The 19,705-nt window shown below is 67.2% G+C and carries 22 protein-coding genes and 1 tRNA gene; 17 read left to right on the plus strand and 6 right to left on the minus strand.

The features are described 5' to 3' along the window. Positions 1-6: 6 nt before the first annotated feature. Entirely contained in the window at positions 7-726 is a 720-nt protein-coding gene (locus LC438_RS05015) for an acyl-CoA dehydrogenase (RefSeq protein ID WP_105673552.1), read from the minus strand. Positions 727-998: 272 nt separating this feature from the next. Here LC438_RS05015 and LC438_RS05020 point away from each other — a divergent pair, with 272 nt between their 5' ends. The 5 genes from LC438_RS05020 to LC438_RS05040 are packed head-to-tail and all read left to right on the plus strand — an operon-like array spanning position 999 to position 3,985. Further along, entirely contained in the window at positions 999-1,616 is a 618-nt protein-coding gene (locus tag LC438_RS05020) for a SipW-dependent-type signal peptide-containing protein (RefSeq protein ID WP_223586007.1), read from the plus strand. A gap of 7 nt (positions 1,617-1,623) precedes the next feature. Next, positions 1,624-2,241, plus strand: coding sequence for a SipW-dependent-type signal peptide-containing protein (locus tag LC438_RS05025; RefSeq protein WP_223586008.1), 618 nt, complete (start codon positions 1,624-1,626; stop codon positions 2,239-2,241). Between the two features lie 39 nt (positions 2,242-2,280). Further along, positions 2,281-2,871, plus strand: coding sequence for a signal peptidase I (locus LC438_RS05030; RefSeq protein WP_223586009.1), 591 nt, complete (start codon positions 2,281-2,283; stop codon positions 2,869-2,871). Continuing rightward, on the plus strand, positions 2,868-3,500 hold the full coding sequence (locus tag LC438_RS05035; RefSeq protein ID WP_223586010.1) for a hypothetical protein: 633 nt from the start codon (positions 2,868-2,870) through the stop codon (positions 3,498-3,500). Before LC438_RS05030 ends, LC438_RS05035 begins: the two co-directional genes overlap by 4 nt. Then, the gene (locus LC438_RS05040) at positions 3,497-3,985 is read left to right on the plus strand and encodes a hypothetical protein (RefSeq protein ID WP_105673545.1); all 489 of its coding nucleotides are present in this window, start codon (positions 3,497-3,499) and stop codon (positions 3,983-3,985) included. Before LC438_RS05035 ends, LC438_RS05040 begins: the two co-directional genes overlap by 4 nt. Before the next feature lie 232 nt (positions 3,986-4,217). Here LC438_RS05040 and LC438_RS05045 read toward each other — a convergent pair whose 3' ends face one another. Next, the gene (locus LC438_RS05045; protein WP_105673543.1) at positions 4,218-4,898 is read right to left on the minus strand and encodes a YqaJ viral recombinase family protein; all 681 of its coding nucleotides are present in this window, start codon (positions 4,896-4,898) and stop codon (positions 4,218-4,220) included. Positions 4,899-5,186: 288 nt separating this feature from the next. On the opposite strand from LC438_RS05045, the gene LC438_RS05050 reads away from it, so the two are divergent. The 3 genes from LC438_RS05050 (at position 5,187) to rplL (ending at position 7,478) form a co-directional block, all read left to right on the plus strand. Next, positions 5,187-6,164: a hypothetical protein gene (locus LC438_RS05050; RefSeq protein ID WP_105677540.1), complete on the plus strand. Its 978-nt coding sequence runs from the start codon at positions 5,187-5,189 to the stop codon at positions 6,162-6,164. A gap of 392 nt (positions 6,165-6,556) precedes the next feature. Further along, on the plus strand, positions 6,557-7,045 hold the full coding sequence (gene rplJ / locus LC438_RS05055; protein WP_105674161.1) for a 50S ribosomal protein L10: 489 nt from the start codon (positions 6,557-6,559) through the stop codon (positions 7,043-7,045). Positions 7,046-7,094: 49 nt separating this feature from the next. Next, entirely contained in the window at positions 7,095-7,478 is a 384-nt protein-coding gene (gene rplL / locus LC438_RS05060; protein WP_105674159.1) for a 50S ribosomal protein L7/L12, read from the plus strand. 114 nt (positions 7,479-7,592) lie between these two features. Here rplL and LC438_RS05065 read toward each other — a convergent pair whose 3' ends face one another. Beyond that, on the minus strand, positions 7,593-8,600 hold the full coding sequence (locus LC438_RS05065) for a LacI family DNA-binding transcriptional regulator (RefSeq protein ID WP_105674158.1): 1,008 nt from the start codon (positions 8,598-8,600) through the stop codon (positions 7,593-7,595). A 266-nt stretch (positions 8,601-8,866) separates the two neighbouring features. On the opposite strand from LC438_RS05065, the gene LC438_RS05070 reads away from it, so the two are divergent. The 4 genes from LC438_RS05070 (at position 8,867) to LC438_RS05085 (ending at position 13,589) form a co-directional block, all read left to right on the plus strand. Further along, on the plus strand, positions 8,867-10,183 hold the full coding sequence (locus LC438_RS05070; protein WP_105674156.1) for an ABC transporter substrate-binding protein: 1,317 nt from the start codon (positions 8,867-8,869) through the stop codon (positions 10,181-10,183). Between the two features lie 104 nt (positions 10,184-10,287). Beyond that, positions 10,288-11,427: a carbohydrate ABC transporter permease gene (locus tag LC438_RS05075; protein ID WP_223586011.1), complete on the plus strand. Its 1,140-nt coding sequence runs from the start codon at positions 10,288-10,290 to the stop codon at positions 11,425-11,427. After that, positions 11,424-12,380, plus strand: a complete 957-nt coding sequence (locus LC438_RS05080) for a carbohydrate ABC transporter permease (RefSeq protein ID WP_105674154.1) — start codon at positions 11,424-11,426, stop codon at positions 12,378-12,380. Before LC438_RS05075 ends, LC438_RS05080 begins: the two co-directional genes overlap by 4 nt. Positions 12,381-12,434: 54 nt before the next feature. Further along, complete coding sequence (locus LC438_RS05085) at positions 12,435-13,589, plus strand: cystathionine gamma-synthase (protein ID WP_223586012.1); 1,155 nt, start codon at positions 12,435-12,437, stop codon at positions 13,587-13,589. Positions 13,590-13,626: 37 nt separating this feature from the next. Here LC438_RS05085 and LC438_RS05090 read toward each other — a convergent pair whose 3' ends face one another. Continuing rightward, positions 13,627-14,133, minus strand: a complete 507-nt coding sequence (locus LC438_RS05090; RefSeq protein ID WP_223586013.1) for a hypothetical protein — start codon at positions 14,131-14,133, stop codon at positions 13,627-13,629. Between the two features lie 169 nt (positions 14,134-14,302). Between LC438_RS05090 and LC438_RS05095 the strand changes: the two genes are divergently transcribed. From LC438_RS05095 to LC438_RS05110, 4 genes are all read left to right on the plus strand, one after another. Beyond that, complete coding sequence (locus tag LC438_RS05095) at positions 14,303-15,661, plus strand: multidrug effflux MFS transporter (protein WP_374197866.1); 1,359 nt, start codon at positions 14,303-14,305, stop codon at positions 15,659-15,661. 24 nt (positions 15,662-15,685) lie between these two features. Next, positions 15,686-16,318, plus strand: coding sequence for a phosphatase PAP2 family protein (locus LC438_RS05100; RefSeq protein ID WP_223586014.1), 633 nt, complete (start codon positions 15,686-15,688; stop codon positions 16,316-16,318). Positions 16,319-16,344: 26 nt separating this feature from the next. Continuing rightward, positions 16,345-16,944 carry a GNAT family N-acetyltransferase gene (locus LC438_RS05105; protein ID WP_223586015.1) on the plus strand — a complete coding sequence of 200 codons (600 nt, stop codon included), beginning with the start codon at positions 16,345-16,347 and terminating at the stop codon, positions 16,942-16,944. Positions 16,945-17,185: 241 nt separating this feature from the next. Next, complete coding sequence (locus LC438_RS05110) at positions 17,186-18,064, plus strand: hypothetical protein (RefSeq protein WP_223586016.1); 879 nt, start codon at positions 17,186-17,188, stop codon at positions 18,062-18,064. 266 nt (positions 18,065-18,330) lie between these two features. Here LC438_RS05110 and LC438_RS05115 read toward each other — a convergent pair. Both LC438_RS05115 and LC438_RS05120 read right to left on the minus strand, forming a co-directional pair. After that, a tRNA-Ser gene (locus LC438_RS05115) sits at positions 18,331-18,418 on the minus strand. A gap of 59 nt (positions 18,419-18,477) precedes the next feature. After that, positions 18,478-18,834, minus strand: coding sequence for a DUF4406 domain-containing protein (locus tag LC438_RS05120; RefSeq protein WP_223586017.1), 357 nt, complete (start codon positions 18,832-18,834; stop codon positions 18,478-18,480). 56 nt (positions 18,835-18,890) lie between these two features. On the opposite strand from LC438_RS05120, the gene LC438_RS05125 reads away from it, so the two are divergent. Next, positions 18,891-19,619, plus strand: a complete 729-nt coding sequence (locus tag LC438_RS05125) for a DeoR/GlpR family DNA-binding transcription regulator (protein WP_105674144.1) — start codon at positions 18,891-18,893, stop codon at positions 19,617-19,619. Positions 19,620-19,705 lie beyond the last annotated feature (86 nt).

The raw sequence follows: 19,705 nt of genomic DNA on the forward strand, positions 1-19,705 counted from the left end.
GAGGGGTCAGGCGGACGCGGCGTCGAACTTCCACGCGGGCGCGATGCTGCGGCCCATGTAGTCGTCGACCGTGGTGATGCCGGACGGCAGCACTCCGGGAACCGTGAAGGTCAGTTCGAAGCAGTAGAAGTTGACGTTGCCGGAGTCCGCCGCGTACGTCTGCGCTGCCGTGCCGCCGCTCGCACCCAGATCGCCGGTCGCGATCGTGGTGTTCGCCACGTTGCCGAAGGTCGCCGCGTTGCACGCCTTCGTGGCGGCGAGGTCGGCGCCGCTCCAGGTGGAGACGCGCACGTCGGTGGCGTTCCACAGGTGGCCGCCGGCATCCGCCACGGTCACGCCGGCCGCGGCGGTGGCGGCTGCAAGGGTGGCAGTGCCGCCCAGCGAGTCCGCCGAGGAGCGCACGGCGATGAGGGCATAGGTCGAGTCGCCGGGCGTGAGATCCGACAGCGTGAAGGTCACGCCGTTGCCCGGGTTCGTCTCGTAGTCCGCCCACGCGGTCGAACCGGGGGCTGCTCCGGATGCCGGAAGGGCGAGCTGTTCGAGCTCGAACGAGGAGGTGCTGATGCCGGGCTCCGTCCCGGCGCCGGCGAAGAGCCATTCGGTGTCGTTCCAGGCCGCGAGGCTCAGGGACGCTCCCACCCCTGCGACGGCGGCCGCGGCGACGATCGCGACGACCTTCCGCGTTCTGTTGTTCGTGGCAGCGCGGCGCGCTCGTCTCGGTTCCATACCGTCCCCCTCAGGACTCATGTGGGCGGAGACCGTGGGTGGGGGCCTCCGTTTCCCCTAAGTTCTAGTGCACCGTCACCGCCGTCGTCCATCGAAACCGGAATATTGGTGAGAAACAGATATTCCGGTGTGCAATCGTGACCTGCATCCCTTGTGGGAGGGCTCCCACTGGGTGATGATGTGGGGGACGAGCGGATGCCGGTCACTGAGGGGCGGCCGTCCACGATGCACTCCGCCGTCGTACACCCGGCATTCCTGAGGGGGAATCTGACATGGCAACAACGGCAACTCAGCGCAAGGTCCTGGCGGTGCTCGCAGGAGGTCTCGTGCTCGGCATCGGCACCGCGGTCACGCTCGCGGCATGGAACGACTCCGAGTTCGCGAACGGCACTTTCACGGCCGGCGCGTTCAACCTTGAGGGATCGGCGACCGGCGACGCGAACTACAGCGACCACAACGTCGACAAGGGCGACACCGCCGCGACACTGGCGTTCACCGTTCCCGTGAGCAACCTCGCTCCGGGAAACATCGTGTACTCGGGCTTCTGGGTGCGCCTCGCCGCCGGCACCACGACGGGCGCGAGCCTCTCGGCCAACGGCACCACGGCAGACGCCGCGGCGACGTCGAACAGCGACCACCTCTCGTACTCGGTGTACCAGCTGGCGCCGGGCGCGACCTGCAACGCGGCCTCCGCGACGGGCACTCCTGTCGCGACGGGTGCGACGCTCGACGTGCAGACAGGCGTGACGCCGATCGCTCTCTCGCAGGGGCCGAACGTGTCGACGGCCGGCACCGCGGTGCAGCTGTGCTTCAAGGTCACCGCCGACGCGAACCTGGAGCAGACCCTCGCGACGACGGCCACCTGGAAGTTCACGGCGACCTCGAACTGAGCCTCTGATGGTGACCCGCAGGGACATGCGGGACGCGAAGCGGCTGCGTTCCCGCCGAATCCGAGCCATCCTCGCGGGTGGACTCGTGCTCGGCGTGGGCGGAGCCGCGACGCTCGCCGCATGGAACGACTCCGAATACGGGGCGGCGACCTTCACGTCGGGCAGCTTCGATATCGTCGGCTCGACGACGGGCACGGGGACGTTCACGAACCACCCCGTCGGCTCGCCGGCCGCGCTGTCCTTCACCGCCCCGTTCAGCGGGATGGCACCGGGCAACACGGTGTACGCGCTGTTCAGCGTCAAGACGTCAGCGAGCTCCGTCAAGGGCAACGTGCAGGTCACGGCCGGCACCACGGGCGGCACGGGTCTCGCGCCCTCCATGACGTACGGGGTCAAGACCATCTCCGGCACCACGTGCGACTCCAGTGCCTACGCGGGCGGCACGGTGGTGGTGGCCGACGGCACGGCGCTGACGGTCGGCGCCGCCTCGGCGCAGGCGCTGCTCGCAGCCGGCGGCAACCAGATCAACTACTGCTTCGCCGTGACGCTGAAGTCCGACGCCCCGAACACGGCGCAGGGCCTCACGGCCATCCAGACCTGGATACTGCTGGGGACGTCGACCTAGCGGATGCCTTCGACGGGAGAGCGGCGGGAGGACGAGACGATGAGCACGGCGGTGACGAGGCGGAGCCTGCGGGGGCAGGAGCCGCCCCTCGGTGCGCCCGCTGCGGCATCCTCTCCCCGCCGCGGACCCGCAAAGGTGCTCGCCGACCTGCTGCTCTGGATCGCCGCGATCGGCGGCGTCGTCTGCATCGTGCTGGTGGTCCTCGCCTACACCGCCGGGATCACACTGATCATGTTCAAGACCGGATCGATGTCGCCGACCATTCCGGCAGGATCCGTCGCCGTCGTGCAGCGGATCCCCGCGGCCGAGGTCGAGGTGGGCGACGTCGTGACCGTGGACCGCGAGGGCGAGCTCCCGGTCACGCACCGCGTGACGACGATCGTCCCCGGGGCGACGGATGCCGAGCGCGTGATCACGCTGAAGGGCGACGCGAACGCCACGGAAGACCCCTTCCCGTACACCGTGAGCTCCGTGCGGACCGTGCTGTTCTCGGTTCCGGGCATCGCCACGGTCATCGTCGCGATGGGCAACCCCTTCGTGCTCGGCGGCATCACCGTGGCTGCGGCCGTGCTCGTCGTATGGGCGTTCTGGCCGCGCGACGGACGGCGGCGAGAGCGGATGCCGACATGAGGAGCCGTGTCGTCGCCGTCGCCGCGCTGGTCGTGCTCGGCTCGATCGGCGCGAGCCCGGCGTGGGCGGCCCCGTCGACGCAGGTCGTGCAGGGGCAGGTGCTGCGGCTGGTGTCCGTCGCCGACTGGGACGCCGCGGCATCCCTGCTGCCCGGAGCGCCCGTGCAGTGGGACGTCGCCGTCAGCGCGGATGCCCCCGACCCCGGCACCGTCACGATCGGGGTGAGCGCGAGCGGAGATGCCTCGCTGGTGGTCGACGCCTCGCTCTGCATGAGCGCGTGGACCCCGAGCGGATGCCCCGGTGGCTCGACGATCCTGCGCACCGGATGGAGCATCCCGCGCGACGGAGCGGAGATCGCGCTCGCACAGATGGCCGACACGGAGGTCGGGCACCTCAGGCTCTCCATCGCGCTCGCCGCGGACGACGAGGGCGGGCGCACCGAGGTCCGTGTCCATGCGCACGGGGCCGGCGAGTCGGCCGTCATCGGACCGGACGGCGGGCTCGCAACCACGGGTATGTCGCCCGTCGTGCTCTGGATCCTCGGCGGAGGGGCCGTGCTCGTCGTGGTCGGCGCGGTGCTCCTCGTCGCGCGTCGGCGGAGGCCGCGCGGAGAGGATGAGGACTCGTGAACGGCCGGCGGCTCACCGCGGGTCTCGCGGGTCTCGCGCTGCTCATCGGTCTGGCGATCGCGCCGCCGGTGCAGCAGACCGAGGCGTACTTCACAGACTCGGAGTACGCGACGGCGACGTTCACCGGCATCACCCTGGCGACTCCCGTCATCACGAGCTGCACGGTCACGAGCTTCCTGGGGACGTTCACCGGGGTCACGATCGTCTGGACCTCGCCGAACGACAAGGTCTTCCAGCGCCTCATGATCAAGACGGTGGTTGTGGACCAGGCGAACATCACGCAGAGCGGGACCGGACCGTACACCTACACCTCTGTCATCTCCTCCGGCCTGCTGAACACCCTCCTGGGGTCCCTCCTCGGCGCCACGAACCCCGTGAAGGTCGACACGTTCGCCGGCACGCAATGGGTCTCGCCCGGGGCGGCCACCAGGACGCTGTCGGTCGGCGGACTCCTCGGGCTCGGCGGCAACAACACCTGCACCTGAGCGACGAGCGATCGTCCGGTCGCGACGGCGCGGCCGGGGAGAGGGTGCGGGTCGACGTCCGTGCTCGCGCACGGCCTCGTCGGAGGACGCTCTCGTGCGTGACGTCGCCGGCGGGGCACGGTCGGCGTCGGATGATGCTGTCGTGCGTGACGCCGCCGTTGGGGCCAGGTCGGTGTCGGGGATGCTCTTGTGCGTGACGCCGCCGGCGGCGCGGATCAGTGCCGGAGACCGCTCAGTCGGCGAGGGCCAGCGCGCGGAACGCGTCGCGCTCGCGGAGCTGCTCGCGACGGCTGGCCGCGGCATCCATCTCCCTGCTCGGCACCTGCTGTCCGGTGGTGCGCCGGTACAGCTCGTCGATGAGGGCGGTGGCGAGTCCGACGAGCTTCGCGATCTCGCGGTCGTCGCGGTCGATCCACACGGACTTCGGCTCGTCGTGCACGGGCGAGAAGTCGACGTGCTCCTCCCACACGAACAGGGTGCGCTCGGCGCCCAGCACGTGCTGCTGCCACCAGATCTGTCGCAGGTAGGTGCGCGGGATGCCGCGGAACGGCTTGTTCGTGGTCTTGATCTCGGCGAGGCGGATGCGCCCGTCGCCGTCCACAGCGATGCCGTCGGGGGTCGCGAGGTGGCGATGCTCGACCTCGGCGCGGAACAGCGCGGACGAGGGGAGGATGCCGTGGGTCGCCGCGACCCAGGCGGCGATCTCGGGCTCGCGCCGACGTCCGTGATCGGTGTAGGCGTTGCCGCCGAAGCGGGGTCCTCCGCCGAGTTTGGAGTCCGCAGCGCGCGCGATCGACCTCTCGCTGGTCAGTCCGGCGACGTCGGTCGCGGTGATCCCGCGCGACCGGGCCCGCATCCACGCGACACGGTCGCGGGAGTCCGCGACGATGCGTGCCTGGAGTTCGGGATTCACCCTTCGACCCTAACCCCGACTTCCGACCCTCCGTCCCCGTACACGCCGCACCCCGGCATCCCTCTCTCGTTCCCTGCCTGTCCTGCCGCGCTGGCCTCGACTTCCCGTGAACTCGACGAGTGCACACGAGATTCACGTCAGGATGCCGTGCACTCGTCGACTTCACATGCACTCGACGGGGCTTCGTTGGTCCTCCACAGGAGTAGGGAGTGAGGGAGTTGTCCACAGAGCGTGAAGGGGTGGGCGAGAAAGGGGTGGGGGAGGGAGCGGAGGTGCGCAGCATGAGGCATGGATGGAACCGCCGGGCTCACTCTCTCGCACCATGTGCGTTCGCGCGCCGACCTGCTCGTGAACGGATGGACCGATCGGAAGATCGCCGGGGCGGTGCGCGACGGAGCTCTCCATCAGCTTCGTCGCGGGTGGTTCATCGACTCGGGGGAACGGGAGAAGCTCTGGGAAGAGGAACGCCACCGCGCTCACGTCATCGCTGTGGCGCGCGACGCTCGTGGCCCGGCCGTCATGTCGCACTCATCGGCGGCGGTGCTCTGGGGGCTTCCGCTCTACGGGATGCGGCTGACGCGCGTGCACATGACGACGGATGCTCCGCATAGGATCTCGAGCTCGCCGGATGTGCGGAGACACGTCTCCCCGTTGCGGGTCGACGACGTGAGTGTCGTCGGCGGCATCCGGTGCACCGGGCTCGCGCGAACGGTGTTCGACCTGATCCGGGAGCTGCCTCTCGAGGCTGCGGTCGCCGTGGCGGATGCGGGGGAGAGGCAGATGGCCTCGCGCGGCCGGGAGTGGGATCAGGATGCTCGCACGTCATGGCGGCAGGGCCTGCGGGAACGCCTGGAGCGCGGGGCCGGCGTGAGGGGAATCCGCCAGGCGCGGTGGGTGAGCGTGTTCGCCGACGGGCGCGCGGAGTCGCCAGGGGAGAGTGTCAGCCGCCTGCAACTGTTCCGTCTCGGGTTCGAGTCGCCCGAGCTGCAGGTTCGAGTCGACGGACCCGACGGCAGGGCGTACTTCGTCGACTTCGGCCTGCGGGGTCTCCGAGCGTTCGGAGAGTTCGACGGTCGGCAGAAGTACGTCGACGCTGCTCTGCGATCAGGGAAGCCCGTCGAGCAGGTGGTCCTCGAAGAGAAGCAGCGGGAGGATTGGATCCGCGGTACCACTCACTGGCGCTTCGCGCGCTGGGACACCTCGCACATCAAGACTCCTCGCGCTCTGGCATTGCGTCTTGCCGCCTTCGGTCTCTCCCCCTCCTAGCCCTTCTTCCTCCCCTCTTCCTCCTCTCCCTTCCTCGCTCCGCTGGCGTCGACTTCATGTGCACTCGTCGACCGAACGAGAAATCCGCGTTGAGAAGTCGTGCACTCGTCGACATCATGTGCACTCGACGAGGGGAGGGAGGGAGGGAAGGGGGGATTTGGGGGGAGGAGAGGGGGTGGGGTAGAGTGGGGGCAACCGAAGACCGCTGGTCATCGTCGTGCGCGTGAGTGCAAGACGGTCGAAGCTCTGCAATGCAGGGGCCCGCGCAGGTGTCACGAACTTCTCTGAGCTCCGTGCGCTTGCGCCGGAGCTCTTCTCATTTTCAGGGCACCGCGTGGTCGAGGCCGATGCTCCACCGTCGTGGAGCATCCCGAACACATCAAGGAGTGACCATGGCGCAGAAGGATGCATCGGTTGCCGAGCTCACGAAGTCATTCGAGAACTCGTCCGCCGTTCTGCTGACCGAGTACCGCGGTCTGACGGTTGCCCAGCTCAAGGAGCTGCGCAACAGCATCCGTCAGGACGCTGAGTACGCCGTGGTGAAGAACACGCTGACCAAGATCGCCGCCAACAAGGCTGGCATCACCGCGCTGGACGACGACCTCAAGGGTCCGTCGGCCGTCGCGTTCGTGCACGGTGACTTCGTCGCCACTGCCAAGGCTCTGCGTGACTTCGCCAAGGCCAACCCGCTTCTCGTGATCAAGTCCGGCATCTTCGAGGGCAACGCCCTGAACGCCGACGAGGTCAACAAGTACGCCTCGCTCGAGAGCCGTGAGGTTCTGCTGGCGAAGGCTGCGGGCATGATGAAGGCCACGATGGGCAAGGCTGCGGCCACCATCGATGCTCTTCGCGAAAAGCTGGAGACCGCAGAGGCCGCGTAAGCGACCGGCGATCTCGTTCAACAAAAACCATCTATCTAGGAGATACATCATGGCGAAGCTCACCACCGAAGAGCTGCTCGAGCAGTTCGCTGGCCTGACCCTCATCGAGCTCAACGACTTCGTGAAGGCGTTCGAGGAGAAGTTCGAGGTCACCGCTGCTGCTCCCGTCGCCGTCGCCGGCGCTGCGGGTGGCGCAGGCGCTGCTGAGGCTGAGGAAGAGAAGGACTCCTTCGACGTCATCCTCGAGGCCGCTGGCGACAAGAAGATCCAGGTCATCAAGACCGTCCGCGAGCTCACCTCGCTCGGCCTCGGCGAGGCCAAGGCTGTCGTCGACGGCGCTCCCAAGGCCGTGCTCGAGGGCGCGAACAAGGAGACCGCCGAGAAGGCCAAGGCTGCTCTCGAAGAGGCAGGCGCCACGGTTACCCTCAAGTAATCCGTCAGGGTCGGCGCTCGCGCTCCGACCCGATCGCGTCTCGACGCTTCAACGAAGGCCCCGGGTTCATCCCCGGGGCCTTCGTGCATGCCGGGGCCGGTTCGTCGACCGGGTTCAGGTGCGCGGCGCGGAGGTCGAGTTGCGCACCACGAGGGCGGATGCCGTGACCACGCGCTCGGGCGGGGAGTCAGGGTTCTCCATGCGCTGCTGCAGGAGTCGCACAGCCTCTGCGCCCTGCTCTCGCGGAGATTGCCTGATGGTGGTCAAGCTGAACATCGCGGCATGCTGATGATCGTCTACACCGATGATGCTCAGCTCGGTCGGCACGGCGATGCCCAGCCGGCGGGCTGCGATGGTGGCCCCGATAGCCACTTCGTCGCAGACTCCGACGATCGCGGTCGGGCGCCGTCTGCGGTCCCCGAGGAGCTCGACGGCGGTCTCGTATCCGCCGGGCATGTTCGGAGTCGCCTCCACGAAGCGCGCGGATGCCGACAGGCCCGCCGCGGAGAGAGCTTCTCGATACCCTTCGGCGCGGAGGGCGTCGCCCACGCTGAGGCGTGAGCTGTCAGCGGACCCCCCGACGAATGCGATGTGCGTGTGCCCGAGATCCAGCAGATGCTCGGTCGCTATACGGCCGGCTGAGACATCATCGATCGACACCGCGCTGGAGTCCTCGCTGTACGCGCCGACGCATACGAGAGGGCTCTCGGAGCGCTGCAGCCTCTCCAGCTCGTGGGCGCTCGGCTGGATGCCGACGGCGATGATCCCGTCGAAGCGGCGCCGCGGCAGCACGGTGTCGAAGAGCTGCTGCCGAGTGGTCGTGCTCTCTTTTATCCCGTAGAGCGCCAGGTCGTAGTCGAGTGCGAGCAGCGCGTCCTGGATGCCGGAGAGCAGCTCGAAGAAGAACCACCGATCCACAGGGGGCATGACCACCCCTACGGTTCCCGTGCGTCCTGTTGCGAGGCTGACCGCGGAGGAATGCCCGACGTAGGCGAGTTCGGATGCGGCATCCTGCACCCGCTTGCGGGTGTCATCCGAGACATAGCCGTTCCCGCTGAGAGCCCGACTCGCCGTTGCCTTGGACACGCCTGCGCGAGCCGCGACATCGGCGATCGTGCTCATCCCCGGTCCTCCTCGACCCTGGTCTGCGTCGGCAGACCCTTGACAGCGTAGCCTTTCGGAGTCCTCGAAGGGAACCGGTTCCACACTTTCGGCGAGGGAGCGCTCCCACAGATCTGGGGGATCCATCAGAAAGGTTGCGAGCTTGTGATAATTCCCGATTGTGTCGGGGCGTTCGCGGCCGGTAGGTTGTCCTGGAATCGGTTCCCGATCGCGCCGTGAGGGGCGCGGTCGAGGTGGGGGCCAGTTACTCGAAGAGGAGAAACCACATGGGTCTGTCACAGCGTTCACGGCGGTTCGCACCGCTGGCACTACTGGGGGTCGCTGGTATCGCGCTCGCCGGGTGTGGGGCACCCGGAGCACCGAGCGGCGGAGGCGGCGGATCGAGCGACAGCAAGACCGTCACGATCTACGGAACGATCGTCGACGACGAGGCGAAGCTCCTCCAGCAGTCCTGGGCCGACTGGGCCAAGGAGAACGACATCACCATCAAGTACGAGGGCAGCCAGGACTTCGAGACGCAGCTCGGCACCCGCGCACAGGGCGGCAACCCGCCTGACATCGCGATCTTCCCGCAGCCCGGCCTGTTCGCCGACTTCGCGAGCCGCGACTACCTCAAGCCGGCTCCGAAGGACGTTGAGGACAACGCCAACAAGTACTGGACGAAGGACTGGGTCAAGTACGGCACGGTCGACGACACCTTCTACGGTGCGCCGCTCATGGCGAACGTCAAGGGCTGGATCTGGTACTCGCCGACGAAGTTCAAGGAGTGGGGCGTCGAGGTTCCCAAGACGCTCGACGAGCTGAACACGCTCACCGCGTCCATCCAGTCGAAGACCGGCACCGCTCCGTGGTGCGCCGGCTTCGAGTCCGGCACGGCCACCGGCTGGCCGGGCACCGACTGGATCGAGGACTACGTGCTCCGCCAGTCGGGCGCCGACGTCTATGACAAGTGGGTCACCGGAGAGGTCCCCTTCACCGACCCCGCGATCAAGGGCGCGTTCGACTCCGTGGGGAAGATCCTGCTCGACCCGAACTACGTCAACGCCGGCTTCGGCGACGTGCGCTCGATCAACTCGACGGCGTTCGGCGATGTGGCTCCGAAGGTGGCGGACGGCTCGTGCGCTCTGACGCACCAGGCGTCGTTCCTCTCAGGCTTCTACCCGAAGGGCACCGACATCTCGCCCGAGGGCGACGTGTGGGCGTTCATGCTCCCGGGCGAGACCGAGGGTGAGACGACGGTCACCGGTGGTGGCGAGATCGTCGGCGCGTTCAGTGACTCCGAGGCCACGCAGAAGGTGCTGGCGTACCTGTCCAGCCCGGAGTGGGCGAACAGCCGCGTCAGCCTCGGCGGCGTGACGAGCGCCAACAACGGCCTCGACCCCGAGAACGCGAAGGACCCCATCCTGCAGGAGACCATCAAGATCCTCCAGGACAAGGACACCACGTTCCGTTTCGACGGCAGTGACCTGATGCCCGGCGCCGTCGGCGCCGGCACCTTCTGGAAGGGCATGGTCGCCTGGATCAACGGCGACTCGACCGATGCGGTCCTGACCCAGATCCAGACCGGCTGGCCCGCCAGCTGATCGGTGACGAGGGCCGCCCCCGTCGGGGCGGCCCTCGTGCTCTCACAGGCCCGTGCATCGTCGCCCGGACCTGACATTCTGTTCTGCGTCATGAAGGGGAATCCGTGACCGCGAAAGATTTCTTCGGATGGATCGGCATGCTCCCGCCGATCCTGCAGGCTGTGGTCGTCGTCATCGCATTCGCGGTGGTCGTCGCCATCATCCTGCTGCTGGTGGACATAGCTCCACGCAAGGGAGCCCTCTACACCGGCGTGCGTCTGGCCATGTGCCTTCTCATCCCGCTCGCCGTGATGTGGTTCTTCCAGTCCTACTACTGGGCTATGGGCGTCGCCGTCGTCGTCGGCGCCGTGTTCTTCCTCCTCGACTTCCGTTCGCGTGACGGGGCGGGGTACCTAATCCAGCTGGTGGCGTTCATGGCGCCGGCGATGCTGCTGCTGCTCGTGGGCCTCATCCTCCCCTCGATCCAGACGATGTACACGTCGTTCTGGAGCTCGACGGGCAAGGAGTTCGTGGGCTTCACCAACTACATCTGGATCTTCACCCAGTCAGACGGCATCACCTCCGTGATCAACTCGATCATCTGGGTGCTGCTCGTGCCGACCGTCTCGACGCTCGTGGGCCTCGCCTACGCGGTGTTCATCGACCGCACCCGCGGCGAGAAGATCTACAAGGTGCTGGTGTTCATGCCGATGGCGATCTCGTTCGTCGGCGCCGGCATCATCTGGCGGTTCATGTACGAGTACCGCGGCGCCGAGTTCAAGCAGATCGGCCTCCTGAACCAGATCCTGGTCTGGTTCGGCGGAACTCCGCAGCAGTGGCTGCTGAACCAGCCCTGGAACAACCTGTTCCTCATCGTGGTGCTGATCTGGGTGCAGACCGGTTTCGCGATGGTCGTGCTCTCGGCATCCATCAAGGGCGTTCCGCAGGAGCTCCTGGAAGCGGCAGAGCTCGACGGCGCGAACGCCTGGCAGCGCTTCTGGTCGGTCACGGTCCCGTCGATCCGCCCCGCCCTGATCGTCGTGCTGACCACGATCTCGATCGCCTCGCTGAAGGTGTTCGACATCGTGCGCACCATGACGGCCGGAAACTACGGCACCTCGGTGCTCGCCAATGAGATGTACACGCAGTTCTCGAAGTTCGAGGCGGGTCGGAGCGCAGCGCTCTCGGTGATCCTGTTCCTCCTGGTGCTGCCGATCGTCATCTACAACGCACGCCAGATCAAGAAGCAGCGGGAGATCCGATGAGCGCCGTGACCACCGATTCTCAGAGCACCCGCGCGATCACGACCGGGGGCAGGCTGGAGGCCTCCGCCGGGCGCGCCCGCAAGCGGCTCTCGCGCCCCTGGGCGTCCATCGCCTCGATCATCATCGCGGTGCTGTGGACCATCCCGACGCTGGGGCTGTTCATCTCCTCGTTCCGTCCGAAGGATCAGATCTCCTCGAGCGGATGGTGGGAGTTCTTCGCCAACCCGCAGGTGACGCTGGAGAACTACGTCGAGGTGCTGCAGTCGGGCACCACTCAGCTGACCATCGTCGAGTCGTTCGTGAACTCCATCGCGATCACGATCCCGGCGACGCTCATCCCGCTGATGATCGCGTCGATGGCGGCCTACGCGTTCGCGTGGATCGACTTCAAGGGACGCAACGCGCTGTTCATCTTCGTGTTCGCTCTGCAGATCGTGCCGATCCAGATGGCCCTGGTGCCGTTGCTCAGCTCGTTCTCGCGAGGGATCAACCTCTTCGGCGTGCAGATCACGACGCCGCTCGAGGCCTCCCAGGGTTACGCGCAGGTGTGGTTCGCGCACACGATGTTCGCGCTGCCGCTGGCGATCTACCTGCTGCACAACTTCATGTCGGAGATCCCCGGCGAGATCATCGAGGCCGCGCGCGTCGATGGTGCATCGCGCGGGCAGATCTTCTTCCGGGTGGTGCTGCCGCTGACGATGCCGGCGATCGCGTCGGTCGCGATCTTCCAGTTCCTCTGGGTGTGGAACGACCTGCTCGTGGCCCTCGTCTTCGCCGACGGGGCAGCGGCGCCGATCACGAAGCTGCTGGCCGAGATCACCGGAACGCGAGGAAACGACTGGTACCTGCTCACCGCGGGCGCCTTCGTGTCGATCATCGTTCCGCTGATCGTGTTCTTCTCGCTCCAGCGGTACTTCGTCCGCGGCCTGCTCGCGGGCTCGACGAAGGGCTGACCCGGACCGTAACGGTGGAGCTCGGGTGGCGAATGCGGACGTAGTCTGAAAGACATGTCCGATCACGCATTCGCCACCCGAGCCATCCACGCAGGTCAGGCGCCGGACCCCACGACGGGTTCGATCATCCCTCCGATCCACCAGGCGTCCACCCACGTCCAGGACGGCATCGGCGGCTTCCGCGACGGCTACGAGTACAACCGTGCGGGCAACCCCACGCGCTCGGCCCTGGAGACCCAGTTGGCCGCGCTCGAAGGCGGCGCGCACGCGCTCTCCTTCGCATCGGGCCTCGCCGCGGAGGACGCGCTGCTGCGCGGCATCCTCAAGCCCGGCGATCACGTGCTGCTCGGCAACGACGTCTACGGCGGCACGTACCGCCTGCTCACCAAGGTGCTGGCGCCGTGGGGCATCGAGACCACGACCGTCGAACTCTCCGATGCCGACGAGGTCGCCGCGGCGATCCGTCCGGAGACGAAGATCGTCTGGGTCGAGACCCCGAGCAATCCGCTTCTCAAGATCGTCGACATCGCCGCGCTCGCCGGCATCGCCCACGACGCGGGGGCCGTCCTCGTCGTCGACAACACCTTCGCCTCACCGGCGCTGCAGCAGCCGCTGTCTCTCGGCGCCGACCTGATCGTGCACTCGACCACCAAGTACCTCGGCGGGCACTCCGACGTGCTCGGCGGCGCCGTCGTGTTCGCCGACGATCGCTTCTACGACCAGATCAAGTTCCAGCAGTTTGCGGTCGGAGCCGTGTCCGCGCCTCTGGACGCCTGGCTGACCAGCCGCGGCATCAAGACTCTCGCGGTCCGGGTGCGCCAGCATTCCGAGAACGCCCAGGCCGTCGCGGAGTGGGCCGCGTCCCGTCCCGAGTTCGAGACCGTGTACTACCCGGGTCTGGCGTCGCACCCGGGACACGAGATCGCTGCCGCGCAGATGAGCGGATTCGGGGGGATGCTGTCGCTCGCCCTCTCCGCGGGTCCTGACGCGGCACGGGCGTTCGCGTCGTCCACCTCGGTCTTCCAGCTGGCCGAGTCGCTCGGGGGAGTGGAGTCGCTCATCAGCTACCCCTCCGACATGACGCACGCCTCTGTGCGTGGCACTGCTCTCGCGGTTCCGGAGAACGTCGTCCGCCTCTCGGTGGGCATCGAGGATGTGGCCGATCTGATCGCGGATCTGGAGCAGGCCCTGGAGAAGATCATCCGCTGAGGCTCTTGGCGCGCGGGTCGTTCCGCGCGGTTTCCGGCTAAGGTTCGACGGGACGAGGGGCTTCGAGGTCATCCTGCGTGGCCTGCACTCTCTGCAGGAACTCCCGGAACTCGCCGAAGCCTGACCCGAGCGCGTTCGCGAGTTCTTCCGGCGACTCGACCCAGACGGTGTCATCGGGTTCGGGGACGTCGTCCTCGCTGTGCGTGCGTCCGACGACGATGTACAGAGGGTCGCCCTGGGGGTTGACGATCATCATCCTCCCGGCGGAGCAGAGACCGTAGATGAAGGCGCACTCGGATGCCGTCAGGGTGGCGTGATCGATCCCACCGCTGACCGCATCCTCCTGGTCGAGCGGGTCGATGTGCAGATCGCTCCAGAATCCATCGAAGGCGAGCCGCTGACCGGACGAGTCGACGATGGCACTGTTGCCGGCCTCCCCCTCCACGTGGAGATCTCTGGCGGTGAGGAACTCTTCGATCCCTGTGCGGTCGGCATCGACGACGTCACCGTCGCCGAGGTTGAAGAAGTGCAGAGAGAAGCCCATAGAGAGATCATGCCAAGTCTCGGCGATGGAGGACCGACCTCGCCCGGGATCGACCATCTGCGACGGCCTGGACAGGTTTCTCGGTGATGAACTCACGGCTGTCGAGCGGTAACATGGAGTCTCGTTGTCGAATCGATTCGACGGCATCCGCTCCTCTCGAAAGCCCTCTGTGTCTGACGCGCCCACGACCGACCCCGCCTCGAACGACCCCGAGCGCACCGCAACGGGGAGCATCCGCGTCCCCTCGGCGACCGGCGCGATCCGCACCCTGGGGGCCAACCCGGCGACCGCGCCGATCATGCTGCACCCCGGGGATTCGATCTCGAATGGCCGTCGCCTTCTCTACATCGTGCTCCTCGGCGCGCTCACCGCGCTCGGCCCGTTCACGATCGATCTGTACCTGCCCGCGTTCCCCGTGCTCGAGCACGACTTCGACACCACGGCCGCGGCGATCCAGCTGACCCTCACGGGCACCATGATCGGCTTCGCCCTCGGACAGCTGGTCGTCGGCCCGCTCAGCGACAAGGTCGGCCGCAGGGTCCCGCTCATCGCCGTCACGGCGCTGCACGTGCTCGCGAGCGTCGGCGCCGCCTTCGCCCCCGATCTGCTCCTGCTCAGCGCCGCCCGCGTGCTCATGGGTGTGGGTGCCGCGGCCGGTGGTGTCGTCGCCATGGCGATCGTGCGCGACCTCTTCGGTGGACGTCGCCTCGTCGTCATGCTGTCGCGTTTGGCCCTGGTCTCGGGCGTCGCCCCGGTGATCGCCCCACTGATCGGATCGTGGCTGCTCACGCTCATGCCCTGGCGCGGCATCTTCGGCGTCCTCGCCGTGTACGGGGTCGTGATGCTGGTCTCCACGATCTTCTTCATCCCCGAGACGCTCCCCGTGGCGCGTCGACAGGACCGCGGCGGCGCCACCGTGCTGCAGCGGTACCGCTCGGTGTTCAGCGATCGGGTGTTCATCGGCGTGCTGATCATCGGCGGCATGACGTTCTCCGGGCTGTTCTCCTACCTCTCCGCCTCTCCCTTCCTCTTCCAGCAGACGCACGGGCTGGATGCGCAGCAGTACGGCCTCCTCTTCGCGGTGAACTCCCTCGGGGTCGTCGCGGGAGTCCAGGTCGCGGCGCGACTCGCCGCCCGGTTCGGGCCGCAGTGGGTCATGGCGTACTCCACCGGCGTGCTGCTCATCGCGGGCATCGCGATCATCGTGACCGACCAGCTGGGCCTCGGTCTGTGGGGCACCGTCATCCCGCTGTTCGTCTTCATGACGGCCTGCGGCTTCACGTTCCCGAACGTGCAGGTCCTCGCGCTCGACCGCCACGGCAAGGCGGCGGGCACGGCGGCATCCGTCATCGGAGCCACCAACTTCGGCGTCGCCGGTCTCATCTCGCCGGTCGTCGGCTGGGTGTCGAAGGGCGCGGGGATCACCGCGACCACGATGGCCTCCGTCATGGTCGGGTGCGCAGCGATCGGCGTGATCGCCCTGTGGCTCATCGTGCGCCCGCGTACGGTCGAGATGCTCGCCCCCTGATCGCCGCTCGGGGAGAATGGTCCGATGAGAAGACGGATGCTGCTGTGGTGGGGCCTCGGTCTGCTCGCCGCCGCCGTGCTGCTCGGAGCCGTGATCGTGTTCGGCTACTCCGAGCCGCCGGGATTCGACACGTGGTGGAACGACTTCGTCTCCGCGCACCGCGGAGAGGCGATGGTCGACTTCGCGATGGTGCTCAACGCCATCGGCGGGGGATGGATCGCGGTCCTCGCTGTACCGCTGCTCGCCGTGCTCGCGCTGCTGCTCGCTCGGCGATGGCGTGCCGCGGTGTTCGCGGCGCTCTGCTTCGCCGCCAGCGCCGGAGCCGTGCAGATCCTCAAGCACCTGTTCGGTCGGGCGCGACCCGACGACATGATCGTGGCGAGCGACTTCGGGTCGTTCCCCTCCGGGCACACCGCCAACGCCGCGACGATCGCGCTCGTCGTCTGGGTGCTGTTCCCGCGGGTGTGGACGGCGATCGCCGGAGCGGTCTGGATCGTCGCCATGGCGCTCTCCCGCACCTTCCTGTCGGTGCACTGGGCCACCGACACCCTCGGTGGCGCCCTCGTCGGAGCGGCGACCGTGCTGCTCCTCGCGGCATGGCTGCTGCCGTGGGTGCAGGGGCTGCGGTCCCCGCGCGAACCCGCGCCGATAGTCTGAAAACCCGAACCCGCTGAGGAGCTCCCGTGTCTGTCATCCGTCCCTATCGCCCGAGCGACCGTGCAGCGATGTACGAGATCTGCCTCAGGACGGCGGATGCCGGCACCGACGCCACCGGCATCCTCTCCGACGATGCGCTCTGGGGAGACCTGTTCGCCGTCCCGTACGTCGAACGGCACCCCGACCTCGCGTGGATCGTCGAGTCCGAAGACGGCCGAGCCATCGGGTACATCGTCGCGACCGACGACACCGACGCCTTCAACACCTGGTTCCGCAACGAGTGGTGGCCGGCGTTCCACGAGAAGCATCCGCGGCCCGACTCCGTCGTGACCCGTGAGGACCGCATGGTCGAGTACGGCTACGGCCGTGCCCCCGGCATCGACCCCAACGCCGCGGAGTACCCCGCTCATCTGCACATCGACCTGCTCCCAGAAACCCAGGGGCAGGGTCTCGGACGTGCGCTCATCGAGACGCTGTTCGCCGAGCTCCGCCGCCGCGGGGTGCAGGGACTGCACCTCGGCATGGACCCCGAGAACACCGGCGCCGCCGCGTTCTACGAGCGGCTGGGGATGACGGAGCTCCCCGCGGCGCCCGGCGGGAAGAGCTACGGGGTGCTGTTCGACTGACGGGGGAGGGCGGTGACGGCGGGACACTGCTCGTCGGTGCGCTCAGAGGTCTCCGAATCCCGCGGAATCAGATACGTGTGGCGGTCCCCAGCGTATGGCTTTCGAACCCGTCATGGGGGACGAAACGGCTGCTGGAGTGGGTGGTGGCGCGTCGATGATTTCGCCACGAACGCGTGTCGCGACTGCCCTCTACAATTTCCGTGAAACTGCACGACGCAACGCAGGTCACTGGATGAGGATCATGTCTACTGAATATGGGCCTTTGGAGCCACAGCCTATCGAGGTTGAAGAGACCAGGGCGTGGAATGAGGCTGCGGTTGGTGCACGCCTCAACGCGGAAGTACTCCTGCGCATCATGCCTCCTCGAGAGGGATCATTCCTGCGCCCTAACTCGGACGATCCGCTCAGGAACATGGCATGGTTCTGCCACGGCCTTCTTGAGTCAGCGGCCGACCACCTGGTCTTATGGGCGGACTACGCGGCTCCGTTGAAATTCCATCCCGACCACGTGACGGTACACGCGCTGCGACCGGTCTTCACGCTGGCGCGAGCCGCCATCGAGTCCGCCTCTCAGGCAATCTGGGTACTCAGCCCGGAGGACCCCAAGGTGCGAGGGGCGCGTTACATCATGCTCGCAACGTGGGACTTGAATGAACAGCTGAAAGCAGCGGTAGATGAAGAAAGCCGCGCCGAGTTGAAGAGCCGCCGAGACTCCATCTTTGCGGCGCTGGGTGTCACTGCTCGAACGTTCCGTCCGCCGAGATATCTGGACATGATTCGTGAGGCGACTGAGTTTCTGAGTCTTGCTGAGCCAGTCTCCATGACGAGCGCTGGCAATGTCGAGCGTGTTTGGAGATGCGCGGCCGCAGCCGCACATGGTAAGCACTGGCCAGAGTTTGAGCTTCATGACCGTACTGAGGTTGATGACGGGCTGTTCTCGTCGGTGCCGAAGATCGGAGCTATGTCAGAGGTCTTGGAGGTGGCAGATTGCCTCCTTAGTGCCAGCGTCGTCCTCTTCGCTATGCACGCTGGGCGTATCGACGACCACAAGAAGCTATGGGACGAAGCTGCCCAGCGGCTCGCCGCGAAAGTGACACCAGCCTCAACCGATTCCCCATAGGCCGCCCCGGAGAACTCCCGAATAGATACCGATCGTGTCGCCAGGGAGCTGGGAAGAGGTCAGCGCCGAGAGAGAGCTCATCCTGAACGGTAATTGGTTCAGCGGGACGAAAGCCCTCGCCCAAGCTCTCGCTTGCTGGGGGTTTGAGCGAACTGCATTAGCGGTGACGGCGGGACTCCGCTCTTCGCTGCGCTCAGGGCTCCCCGAATCCCACAGCACTCAATAAATGACTGAAGGGCCCCACTCCGTGAGGCCCTTCAGTCATTTGGCGGTGACGGCGGGATTCGAACCCGCGGTTGCTTGCACAACACACGCTTTCCAAGCGTGCTCCTTCGGCCGCTCGGACACGTCACCAGGGAACAACCTGAACAGTCTATCCGATCGGCCGGGTGCCCCGTGACACAGGCGAGAGGTCAGGCGGCGGGGACCTCGTCGATCGAGAAGTAGACGGGGATGCCGCGCTCCCGGGCGATCCGCACATCGTTGTCCGCGCCAGACGACTCTCCTGGCAGACGCAGCACCGCATCGCAGTGCTGCAGCAGGCGGGCGGCGACCTCGTACATGACGTCACCGCGCTCCGCCTCCTCATCCGACAGGCCGCGCAGAACCGGCAGCGCCACCCACTCGCCGATCATCGGCACGTGGCCGAGGCGGTGAAGGGGAGCGGCCGACTCCTCCAGACGTTCGAGGTTGCGCGCGATCGCATCCGGGTCTCCGCCCGTGCCGGAGCGATAGGGGCCGGCGATCAGGATCATCAGTGGATTCTTCATGTCGGACACTGTAGCGTTAACCGTGCAAGATCATGCAACAACAGGAAGAAGTGGGAATGCTGGGTGCGCAGCGCAAGGATCATCTCCTGACCGTCCTGCGGAAGAAGGGGAGGGTCGTCGCCAAGGAGGTCGCGGCCGACCTCGGCGTCTCCGAGGACTCGATCCGCCGCGATCTGCGCGAGCTGGCGGATGCCGGCGCCTGCATCCGCGTCTACGGCGGAGCGCTGCCCGTCCCCGAGGCCGACGCCCCGGTGGCCCGGCGGCTCGCTGTCGCGTCGGAGAGCAAGGAGCGCGTCGCGCGCGCGGCCGTGGCGCTGATCCAGCCCGGCTCCACGGTGGTCCTGGATGCCGGGACGACGACGCTCACGATGGCGAGGATGCTGCCGCACGGCGCCGACCTCACCGTGATCACCCCGAGTCCCACCGTGGCGCTGACCGCGCTGGATCATTCGGCCGCCCGCGTGCTCATGGTCGGAGGTGAACTCGATCGGCACTCCCTCGTCGCCGCGGGAGGATTCGCACTCGAGGCGATCGGGCGACTGGGAGCGGACGCGTTCTTCCTCGGCGTGACCGGCATCCATCCGGATCACGGCTGCACGACCGGGCGCCTCGACGACGCCGTCACCAAGCGCGCGATCGCCGCTCGATGCGCCGACGTGTTCGTGCTGGCGAGCGAAGAGAAGATCGGCGCCGTCTCGCGCTTCCCCGTGCTGGGGCTCGATGAGATCACGAAGGTCATCGCGGATCCGCAGGATGAGAACCCGATCCTGCGTGAACTCGGATGAGAGGCGGGATTCCCCTCTAAGTGCCGGTTAATCGACCACGTCCAAGTGCGTATAGTCCTCATATGAGGGGCTTCGACGGAGGATGC

Origin of the sequence: Microbacterium sp. OVT16B, from assembly GCF_019969705.1 — a bacterium.
GTDB classification, from domain to species: Bacteria; Actinomycetota; Actinomycetes; order Actinomycetales; family Microbacteriaceae; genus Microbacterium; species Microbacterium natoriense.